Origin of the sequence: Pseudomonas sp. 67(2021), from assembly GCF_017491835.1 — a bacterium.
Taxonomy (GTDB): Bacteria; Pseudomonadota; Gammaproteobacteria; order Pseudomonadales; family Pseudomonadaceae; genus Aquipseudomonas; species Aquipseudomonas atacamensis.
In genome coordinates this window covers 1-234 of sequence record NZ_JAFGYL010000128.1, presented here as the reverse complement: position 1 = coordinate 234, position 234 = coordinate 1, and the positions used below count along the sequence as shown (strand labels likewise).

1 protein-coding gene is annotated in these 234 nt (G+C 61.5%); it reads right to left on the bottom strand.

Annotated elements, in window-relative coordinates:
- Positions 1 to 234: amino acid permease (locus J5M66_RS26840; RefSeq protein WP_207817563.1), on the bottom strand; the 234-nt coding region annotated here is incomplete at both ends.

Genomic DNA, 234 nt, shown 5'->3' with positions numbered 1-234 from the left:
GCGACAGCACGTTGACCAGTACCAGCAGCGCCAGCACGCCGAGAAACCCGATCACCGTGGCGCGGCCGACGTCGCTGCGTTTTTCTGCGCGAGCCGAATAGACGCTGGCGCCTTCGATGCCGATGAACACCCAGACGGTGACCAGCATCATGTTGCGCACCTGGTTCATCACACTGCCCAGATCGGGGTTTTTCACGCCCCAGATGTCGGCGGTGAAGATGTCCAGTCTGAACG